The following is a 9,259-nucleotide window of genomic DNA, read 5'->3' as shown; positions in this document are numbered from 1 at the left end:
CGTCTCCAAAGTCGTTGAGGGGGAACGGGTCAGCTCGAGAGCCGGTTAGTTACCCGCGCCGTTCGCCTGCGCCGCGTGGGTGATCACCCGGTCGATGAAGCCGTACTCGAGGGCCTGCTTCGCGGTGAACCAGCGGTCACGGTCGGCGTCGATGGTGACCTGCTCGATCGACTTGCCGGTGTGCAGCGCCTGCAGCTCGTTGAGCTCACGCTTGGTGTGCGCGAACTGCTCGGCCATGATCGCGATATCGGCCGCGGATCCGCCGATGCCCGCCGAGGGCTGGTGCATCATGATCCGCGCGTGCGGCAGCGCGCTGCGCTTGCCCTTGGTGCCCGCGGTGAGCAGGAACTGGCCCATCGACGCGGCCAGACCCATGCCGAAGGTGGCGATATCGCACTCCGCGAACTGCATGGTGTCGTAGATGGCCATACCCGCGGTCACCGAACCACCGGGCGAGTTGATGTAGAGCGAGATGTCGCGGGTGGGGTCCTCCGCCGAGAGCAGCAGGATCTGCGCGCACAGTTTGTTGGCGATGTCGTCGTCGACCTGGGTGCCGAGGAAGATGATGCGCTCACGCAGCAGGCGCTCGTACACCGAATCACTGAGGTTCAGACCAGCAGTCGCGGATGTCATGACGACCCCTGCCTTGTTCATTGTCACGGATACCTGCCTTCTCTTACCGGCTCGTTGCTGATTCCGAACAGCCATCTCTGGTTCGCTTGTCACAAACACTAACGAAGCCGGGCGGCACCGAACTCCCGGTACCGCCCGTCTTCGCTCACAGCGCAATCTCGCTGACGCTCGATCGCACTGTGCGCGAGAGCGCACTGTGCTTTTGGTTCACTCGCTACGCTCGCTCACAGCGCAATCACCAAACCACATATGTCCAGATCACGCTGTTCCTCCATGGAATTATTCGGCGCTCGCGGCGGCGGTCTCGTCGGTGCCCTCCGGCTCGGAACCCTCAGGGGCACCGAACATTTCGGCGGTGTCCACGGCGTTGCCATCGGAGTCGGTGACCTTCACCTTGCCGACCACACCGGCCAGCGCCTTACCGCGACGCACGTCCGCGAAGACCGCGCCGAGCTGGCCCGCCTGCTGCACCTGCTGGATGAACTGCTCGGGCGAGAGGCCGTAGCGCTGCGCCTGGAACAGGATCCGCTCGGTGAGCTCCTCCTGGCCGACCTGGGTGTTGTCCGCCTCGGCGATGGCATCCAGCAGCAGCTGGGTCTTCACCGACTTCTCGGCGGACTCCTTGGTGTCCTTGTCGAATTCCTCGCGGCTGGAGCCCTGGGCCTCGAGCGCCTCGGCGAGCTTGGCCTCGTCGTGGTCGAAGCCGTGCACCGCATCGTGTACCACGGCGTCGATCTCGGCCTGCACGACCGCCTCCGGCAGCGGCACCTCGACCTGCTCGAGCAGGGTCTCGAGCACCTTGTCGCGAATCTGACCGGCCTGCTCGACCTTCTTGACGCGCTCGACCCGGTTGCGCAGGTCTTCCTTCAGCTCGTCGAGGGTATCGAACTCGCTGGCCAGCTGGGCGAAGTCGTCATCGGCCTCGGGCAGCTCGCGCTCCTTGACCGAGCGCACGGTGACGGTGATGACCGCCTCCTTGCCCGCGTGCTCACCGGCGACCAGGGTCGAGGTGAACTCCTTGGACTCGTCGACCGAAAGGCCGCTGAGCGCCTCGTCCAGGCCCTCGATCAGCTGACCGGAGCCGACCTCATGGGACAGACCGGTGGTGGCCGCCTCCGGCACGTCCTCGCCGTCGACGGTGGCCGACAGATCGATGGAGACGAAGTCGCCGTCCTGAACCGGACGCTCGACGCCGGTCAAGGTGCCGAAGCGCTGGCGCAGCGACTGCAGCTGCTCCTCGATGTCCTCGTCACCGATGGTGAACGAGTCGACGGTCACCTCGATGCCGTCGTAGGCGGGCAGGGCGATCTCCGGGCGCACGTCGACCTCGGCCGTGAACGCCAGCTCCTGGCCGTCCTCGATCTTGGTGATCTCGATCTCGGGCTGGCCGATGACCTTGACCTCGGAGGTGGTGACGGCCTCGCTGTAGCGGCCGGGCAGCACATCGTTGACGACCTGCTCGAGGATCGCGCCGCGGCCCAGGCGGGCCTCGATGAGCTTGGCCGGGGCCTTGCCCGGACGGAAGCCGGGGATGCGGACCTGGTTGGCCAGCGCCTTGTAGGCCTTGTCGAAGTCCGGCTTCAGCTCCTCGAAAGGCACCTCGACGTTGATCCGGACCCGGGTCGGGCTCAGCTGCTCGACGGTGCTCTTCACGGACATGCTCCTTGTTCGTTGGTTCTGGTCGACTTGCTTGTGGCCGACTTGCTGGGGGTAATCACGAGCGAAATCGCCGCACGGCTCAACGTGCGTATCTCGACCAGGTTAGTTGACCCGTCGCGGCGGGCTGCAGGCAGCACCACCGCCGCGGACTACGCGTAGCGATTACTTGCCGACGGCGACCGCGTCGGTGACGAAGACCAGCGTTTCGTTGGGCTTGATGCCGTTGCCGCCCGCGCCGTACCCGAGGTTCGGCGGGATGATCAGCAGCCGCCGCGCACCCGCCTGCACGCCGACCAGCCCCTGCTCCCAACCCGGAATGACCTGTCCGGCACCGAGCGTCAGCTGGAACGGCTTGCCGCGGTCGAACGAGCTGTCCAGCTTCTTCTTATCCGACCAGGTGATCAGCGTGTAGTTCATGGTGAGCGGCTGACCGGCGACCGCGCCGGGACCGCTGCCCGGAACGAGATCCTTGACGAGGAGCTGGGTCGGCGGGGTGCAGGTGTCCGGGATGGTGATCTTCGGCGTCGCGCCGAAGCCGCCGACCACCACGATGTCGTCGGCGGTGCATTCGGCGCCGGTGTTCTGCGCGGGCAGCTGACCGAAGGTGGGCTGCGCCGATGCCGCGGCGGCCGACGACGTGACGACAGACGTGGTGGCGGACGAGCCCTTGTCGTCGTCCGAGCCACAGGCGGCCAGCGCGAATGTCGCCGCGGCGATGGTGCCGATACCGATGATCCTGCGCAGTGTTTGCATGCGGCGGACCGTAATACACCGCGCCGCGGTCGTCCCAGCCACCCTGCGTCTGGCCCCCGAGACCCTCGTGCGGTCGAGCGAGGACCGATGACCCCGGCGCGGTGACATTCGGCACCAGACGGACCGACGGTGGCCGCGAGATCGTGAAGACCGATTTACCAGCGCGATCGGTGGGTAGGCTGACGATGAATTCTCCAACCGGCGTTGTCGATTGCTATCGGCAACCGTGCAGATCCGACAGCGGTCCCGCCAGGTGCCGCTTCCGATGCCCGAGTGTGAGGAGAGTCGGCGTATGACGCAGATGGCCAGTCTGGGGGGCGATACCTCGGCCGACAACGTCGAGAGCGGTGGCGGTGTGACCATCGCGCCGCGCGCGTATCGGCTCGCGGATGCCCCCGGCCCGCTCGAGCGCGCGGAACTGGAAGCAATCGACGCGTGGTGGCGCGCCGCGAACTATCTCGCGGTCGGCCAGATCTATCTCATGAACAATCCGCTGCTGCGGGAACCGCTGGAGCCCGAGCACATCAAACCGCGGCTGCTCGGACATTTCGGGACCGTACCCGGCCTGAATCTGGTCTGGGCGCATGCCAATCGGGCGATCCGCCAGCGCGATTTGAATGCGGTCTTCGTCGCCGGACCCGGGCACGGCGGACCGGGCCCGAACGCCTGCGCCTGGCTCGAGGGCACCTATTCCGAGCTCTACAGCCATATTCCGCAGGACGCCGACGGGATGGGTGCGCTGTTCGCGCAATTCTCCTTTCCCGGTGGCGTGCCGAGTCACTGTGCTCCGGAAACGCCTGGTTCCTTCCACGAGGGCGGTGAGCTGGGCTATTCGCTGCTGCACGCGTTCGGGGCGGCGCTGGATAATCCGGATCTGACGGTGTTCTGCGTGGTCGGCGACGGTGAGGCGGAGACCGGGCCGCTGGCCACCAGCTGGCATGCCAATAAATTCCTCAGCCCGGTGCGCGACGGTGCGGTGCTGCCGATTCTCGCGTTGAATCAGTACAAGATCGCCAATCCGACCATCCTGGCGCGCATTCCGGAATCCGAATTGCTGATGCTGATGCGCGGGTACGGCTACGAGCCGATCGTCGTCGCGGGCAGCGATCCCGCGAACGTGCACCAGGAGATGGCCATTGCGGTCGACACTGCCCTGGATCGCATCGCGGAGATTCAGCGGACCGCACGCGCGGGGACCGATGGTGCGCGCCCGAGTTGGCCGATGATCGTGCTGCGCACGCCGAAGGGGTGGACCTGCCCGCCGGTGGTGGACGGTGATCCTGTGGAAGGCACCTTCCGAGCGCATCAGGTGCCGTTGGCGGGCGCGCGTACCGATGACGAGCATCGGGCGGTGCTCGAACAGTGGTTGCGGTCCTATCAGCCGGAGGAGCTCTTCGATGAGTCGGGCAGGCCGTCAGCGGCGCTGCTCGACCTGGCGCCCGACGGCGATCGACGGATGAGTGCGAATCCAATTGCCAACGGGGGCATGCTCGTTCGAGATCTGCGGCTGCCCGATTGGCGGTCCTATGGCGTCGAAGTGCGTGAGCCGGGGGCGACACAGCACGAGGCGACCCGGGTGCTCGGCGCCTGGCTGCGCGATGTCACCGCGCGCAATGCGGACAACTTCCTGACCTTCGCCCCCGACGAATTGGCGAGCAATCGACTGCAGGACATTCTGCAGGTCACCGGTCGTGACTGGCAGGCCGAAATCGGCGAATTCGATGTAGATCTCGACCGCACCGGACGGGTGATCGAGGTGCTTTCCGAGCATATGTGCCAGGGGCTGCTCGAGGGTTATCTGCTGACCGGCAGGCACGGGGTGTTCACCTGCTACGAGGCGTTCATCCACATCATCGACGCGATGTTCAATCAGCACGCCAAATGGCTGGATGCGAGTGCGGCGGTGCCGTGGCGGCGACCCATTGCGAGCCTGAATTACCTTCTTTCATCACATGTTTGGCGACAGGACCACAATGGCTTCACCCATCAGGATCCCGGATTCCTCGATGTGGTGCTGAACAAGAAGCCATCGATCGTACGGGTGTATCTGCCACCGGACGCGAATACGCTGCTGTCGACCTACGATCACTGTCTGCGTTCACGGCATTACGTCAATGTGGTGGTCGCCGGGAAACAGCCGCAGGCGGACTGGCTTTCGGTTTCCGATGCCGCGGTGCACTGCGCGCGCGGTGCCGGAATCTGGGGCTGGGCCGGGCAGAACGACGATCCTGGTACCACGCCGGACGTCGTGCTCGCGTGTGCAGGGGACGTACCGACGCTGGAAACGCTTGCGGCGGCGGCGATTCTGCGTGCGCGCCTGCCGGAACTGCGGCTGCGGGTGGTGAATGTGGTCGATCTGATGCGGCTGCAACCATCTGACGAACATCCACATGGCCTGTCCGACAGCGAGTTCGACACACTGTTCACCCGGGACCGTCCGGTGATCTTCGCATTCCACGGGTACCCGTGGCTGATCCACCGACTCACCCACCAGCGCACCAACCACAGCGAGCTTCATGTGCGCGGATACAAGGAAAAGGGCACCACGACAACACCTTTCGATATGGTGATGCTCAACGATCTGGATCGATACCACCTGGTTATGGATGTGATCGACCGGGTTCCGACCTTGCGGGAGAAGGCGGCGGGACTGCGACAGGAGATGGTCGACGCCCGGTGGAATGCGCGCGCCTGGACTCGCGAACACGGCGAGGACATTCCGGCGGTCGCCAACTGGACCTGGCCGAACCTCAGTCTCTGATAAGCCCCACGAAACTTCCTTGCGTGCGGTGTGTGGCTCGACGACGATCGCAAGATGCTGTTGACGATCACCTGCACACCACCGGAGGGCGCGGCCTGGCCCGCGACCGATCTGGGCTTCTTGCTGCACAAGAACCCCGACCGGGTGCAGGCGTTCGAACAGTCCTACGGCACCGCGCACGTGGTGTACCCGGAGGCGACCGCGGCGCGGTGTACGGCGGCGCTGCTGTTGGAGGTGGATCCGATCCGGTTGGTGCGCGGGCGATCGCGCAGCACACCGGATTTCAGTCTCGGGCAGTATGTCAACGATCGGCCGTATGCGGCGTCATCGCTGCTGTCGGTGGCACTCGGCGCGGTATTCCGCACGGCACTGCACGGACGTTGCGATCAGCGGCCCGAGTTGGCGCAGACGGCGCTGCCTTTGCGGATCGCGTTGCCTGCCGTGCCGTGCAAGGGCGGTCCGGAGGCGGCCGAGCGGGTCTTCGCGCCGCTGGGCTGGACCGTGATCGCCGAACCACTCCCCCTCGATCCGGCCTTTCCGGAGTGGGGCGATTCGCATTATGTGCGACTGGAACTCGCCGGAACCATCCGCCTTGCCGACGCGCTCGCGCACCTGTACGTCCTACTGCCGGTGCTCGACGGTGCCAAGCACTACTGGTTGGCCGCCGACGAGGTCGACAAGCTCATCCGCGCGGGGGCCGGGTGGCTGGCCGAGCATCCGGAACGGGGCTGGATCACGCGGCGCTACCTGGCGCGACGTCAGTCGCTGGTGCGGACCGCGCTGGCTCGGCTGGCCGAGGTGGACGATGTGGAGGCCGAGGAGCTCGATGCGGTCGAGGAGGGGGTCGACGAGGCGAACGCAGAGGCCACAGCTGCGCAGGCAGCGGAGGCGGAGGCAACGCCGACCGACGGTGATGAGCGCGCGCCATCGTTGGCGGTCATGCGACGGGCCGCGGTCTTGGCCGCGCTGCGGGAGGTCGGGGCACATCGGGTGCTCGACCTCGGCTGCGGGGAGGGGGCGTTGTTGCGGGAATTGCTGGCGGACAAGGTTTTTACCGAGGTAGTCGGTATCGACGTATCGATGCGAGCGTTGAACATCACCAAGCGGCGGTTGCGACTGGATCGGATGCCGGAACGGGTGGCGCAGCGTTTGACGTTGCTGCAGGGAGCCTTGACATACACCGATGCACGGTTGCGCGGATACGACGCCGCCGTGCTGATGGAGGTCGTCGAACATATCGACGAGCCGCGGTTGGAAGCGCTCGAATATTCTGTATTCCGCTCGGCCGCACCGGGTTCCGTGATAGTGACGACGCCGAATGCCGAGCACAATGTGGTGTACGAAACACTTCCGGCCGGCAAGTTCCGGCACTCCGATCACCGCTTCGAATGGACCCGCGCGGAATTCGCGGATTGGGCCTCTCGCGTGGCCGAACAGCATGGCTACGCGGTGCGCTTCGTGCCCGTCGGTGTCGAACATCCCGAATTCGGCCCGCCAACGCAACTGGCCCTGTTCACCAAGGCCACAACCGACAGCAGTACGAGAGGAGCGGCGTGATGACCGAGCTATCCGTCCCGGAGCTCTCCCTCGTCGTGCTGATCGGCAGTACCGGTTCCGGCAAATCGACGTTCGCGCGCAAGCACTTTCCGCAGACCGCGATCGTTTCCTCGGATGCCTGTCGCGGCATTGTCAGCGATGACGAGAACGATCAGTCGTCGACGCCGGACGCTTTCGCACTGCTGCACCACATCGCCGGTATCCGGCTTCGGCGCGGCCTGCGCACCGTCATCGACGCCACCAATGTGCAGCCCAAGGCGCGTCAGGAACTGATCACGGTGGCGCGAGCCCACGACGTACTGCCGGTGGCGATCGTGCTCGACGTGTCCGATGACGTGTGCTTCGAACGCAATAAGCAACGCCCCGACCGGGCGCATCTGGCCAGGCACGTGGTGTCCCGGCAGCAGCGCGAACTGCGCCGAGGCCTGCGCGGTCTGGAACGCGAGGGCTTCCGGAAGGTGTACGTACTGCGCGGTGTCGAGGAGATCGAGTCGGCGACCATTGTCGACGAAAAGGCCTGGAACGATAAGCGTGAACTCACCGGACCGTTCGATGTGATCGGCGATGTGCACGGCTGCCGCGCCGAATTGGAGACGCTGCTCGGCGAACTCGGCTACGACCTCGCCCGTGACAATGCGGGCCGGGCTGTCGGCGCGAGTCACCCGGCCGGGCGCACCGCGGTATTCGTCGGCGATCTGGTCGATCGCGGACCGGATACCCCGGGTGTGCTCCGACTCGTCATGGGGATGACGCGCGCGGGAACGGCCTTGTGCGTCACCGGAAATCACGAGAACAAGCTGGTGCGCGCACTCGACGGCAAGAAGGTGCGTATCGCGCACGGCCTTGCGGAATCGCTGGCCCAGTTGGAGACCGAGGACGAGGATTTCCGCAAGTCGGCGCTGGACTTCTGCCGCGGTCTGATCAGCCACTACGTGCTCGACGGCGGCCGCCTCGTAGTCGCGCACGCCGGGCTCGAGGAGCAGTACCACGGGCGTGCGTCGGGCCGGGTGCGCGCATTCGCGATGTACGGCGAATCCACCGGGGAGACAGACGAATACGGTCTGCCGGTGCGTTATCCGTGGGCCGAGGATTACCGCGGGCGCGCCACCGTGCTGTACGGCCACACGCCGGTGACCGATCTGCGCTGGGTGAACAACACTCTCTGCCTGGACACCGGTGTCGTCTTCGGCGGCAAGCTCTCAGCCCTGCGGTATCCGGAGCGCGTGCCGGTTTCGGTTCCGGCCGAACGGGTTTGGTACGAGCCGGTGCGTCCGCTGCAGGCCACCGCCATGGCGACGCCCGGCGGTGTAACGCACCGCGATCCCGGTGTGCTCGATCTGGACGATGTGATGGGCCGCCGGGTAGTGGAGACCCGTCAGCACGGTCGCGTCGGCGTGCAGGAGGAAAACGCCGGGGCCGCTCTGGAGGTGATGAGCCGCTTCGCCATCGATCCGCGCTGGCTGGTGTACCTGCCGCCGACGATGGCGCCGTGTGCGACCACCCAACTGGACGGCTATCTCGAACATCCCGCCGAGGCCTTCGACTACTACCGGTCCGAGGGTGTGCGACGCGTGGTGTGCGAGGAGAAGCACATGGGCTCGCGCGCAATCGTCCTCGTGACGCGATCGGCGCAGGTCGCGGCCGATCGGTTCGGCGTCGACGACGGCAGTACCGGTGCGCTCTACACCCGCACCGGGCGTCCGTTCCTCGACGACACCGCGCAGACCGAGAAGCTGCTCGCCCGGGTGCGTACGGCCGCCGAAACAGCGGGCCTGTTCGAGGAATTGAACACCGAATGGCTGCTGCTCGATGCCGAGCTGATGCCGTGGTCGGCCAAAGCCGTTGGCCTGCTGCGCAATCAGTATGCCGCCGTCGGTGCGGCCGCCCGTGCCGCAC

6 protein-coding genes are annotated in these 9,259 nt (G+C 66.0%); 3 read left to right on the top strand and 3 right to left on the bottom strand.

Annotated elements, in window-relative coordinates; all coding sequences use genetic code 11:
• Nucleotides 1–45: 45 nt before the first annotated feature.
• The 3 genes from ON44_RS08400 to ON44_RS08390 all read right to left on the bottom strand — a co-directional run bounded on the left by ON44_RS08400 (nt 46) and on the right by ON44_RS08390 (nt 3,045).
• Nucleotides 46–654, bottom strand: a complete 609-nt coding sequence (locus ON44_RS08400) for an ATP-dependent Clp protease proteolytic subunit (protein WP_040687673.1) — start codon at nt 652–654, stop codon at nt 46–48.
• A gap of 258 nt (nt 655–912) precedes the next feature.
• Nucleotides 913–2,286 carry a trigger factor gene (tig, locus tag ON44_RS08395; protein ID WP_040687678.1) on the bottom strand — a complete coding sequence of 458 codons (1,374 nt, stop codon included), beginning with the start codon at nt 2,284–2,286 and terminating at the stop codon, nt 913–915.
• A 168-nt stretch (nt 2,287–2,454) separates the two neighbouring features.
• Complete coding sequence (locus ON44_RS08390; RefSeq protein ID WP_040687672.1) at nt 2,455–3,045, bottom strand: FKBP-type peptidyl-prolyl cis-trans isomerase; 591 nt, start codon at nt 3,043–3,045, stop codon at nt 2,455–2,457.
• Between the two features lie 292 nt (nt 3,046–3,337).
• On the opposite strand from ON44_RS08390, the gene ON44_RS08385 reads away from it, so the two are divergent.
• From ON44_RS08385 to ON44_RS08375, 3 genes are all read left to right on the top strand, one after another.
• Nucleotides 3,338–5,806 carry a phosphoketolase family protein gene (locus tag ON44_RS08385; protein ID WP_040687669.1) on the top strand — a complete coding sequence of 823 codons (2,469 nt, stop codon included), beginning with the start codon at nt 3,338–3,340 and terminating at the stop codon, nt 5,804–5,806.
• Nucleotides 5,807–5,860: 54 nt separating this feature from the next.
• Nucleotides 5,861–7,363 (top strand): 3' terminal RNA ribose 2'-O-methyltransferase Hen1, encoded by a 1,503-nt coding sequence (locus tag ON44_RS08380; RefSeq protein ID WP_040687676.1) that lies wholly within the window; start codon nt 5,861–5,863, stop codon nt 7,361–7,363.
• A partial coding sequence (locus ON44_RS08375) for a polynucleotide kinase-phosphatase (protein ID WP_040687667.1) occupies nt 7,363–9,259 on the top strand: 1,897 nt, incomplete at its 3' end. The genes ON44_RS08380 and ON44_RS08375, both read left to right, overlap by 1 nt.

The sequence above is a fragment of the Nocardia vinacea NBRC 16497 genome (assembly GCF_000308835.1).
Classification (GTDB): domain Bacteria; phylum Actinomycetota; class Actinomycetes; order Mycobacteriales; family Mycobacteriaceae; genus Nocardia; species Nocardia vinacea.
Note: the sequence above shows the minus strand (reverse complement) of the source record. Positions and strands in the feature narration are given on the sequence as shown.

What these genes read in the sequence shown, in the direction of transcription:
- ON44_RS08400 (WP_040687673.1), bottom strand. Translation starts at nt 654, where the DNA reads ATGAACAAGGCAGGGGTCGTCATGACATCCGCGACTGCTGGTCTGAAC.
- ON44_RS08390 (WP_040687672.1), bottom strand. Translation starts at nt 3,045, where the DNA reads ATGCAAACACTGCGCAGGATCATCGGTATCGGCACCATCGCCGCGGCG.
- ON44_RS08385 (WP_040687669.1), top strand. Translation starts at nt 3,338, where the DNA reads ATGACGCAGATGGCCAGTCTGGGGGGCGATACCTCGGCCGACAACGTC.
- ON44_RS08380 (WP_040687676.1), top strand. Translation starts at nt 5,861, where the DNA reads ATGCTGTTGACGATCACCTGCACACCACCGGAGGGCGCGGCCTGGCCC.